We start from the raw sequence: 309 nt of genomic DNA, 5'->3' as shown, positions 1-309 counted from the left end.
ACTTGGGTAGGGGAGCGTTGTATATAGGTTGAAGTCAGACCGTGAGGACTGGTGGACGGTATACAAGTGAGAATGCCGGTATGAGTAACGAAAAGACAAGTGAGAATCTTGTCCGCCAAAAGCCCAAGGTTTCCTGAGGAAGGTTCGTCCGCTCAGGGTAAGTCGGGACCTAACGCGAGGCCGAAAGGCGTAGTGGAAGGACAACAGGTTGAAATTCCTGTACCACCGTAAGCCGTTATGAGCAATTGGGGTGACACAGAAGGGCAGTGACGCGGACTGATGGAATAGTCCGTCCAAGCAGTGAGGCTG

1 rRNA gene is annotated in these 309 nt (G+C 52.4%); it reads left to right on the top strand.

The annotated features are described in order from the left end of the window. Nucleotides 1-309: ribosomal RNA gene (locus tag V1L65_RS28685) — 23S ribosomal RNA — on the top strand; the annotation flags it as partial.

Origin of the sequence: Paenibacillus sp. IITD108, assembly GCF_036541265.1 — a bacterium.
GTDB lineage: Bacteria > Bacillota > Bacilli > Paenibacillales > Paenibacillaceae > Pristimantibacillus.
The sequence above is the reverse complement of the archived record's forward strand: the minus strand, read 5'-3'. Positions and strand labels throughout refer to the sequence as shown.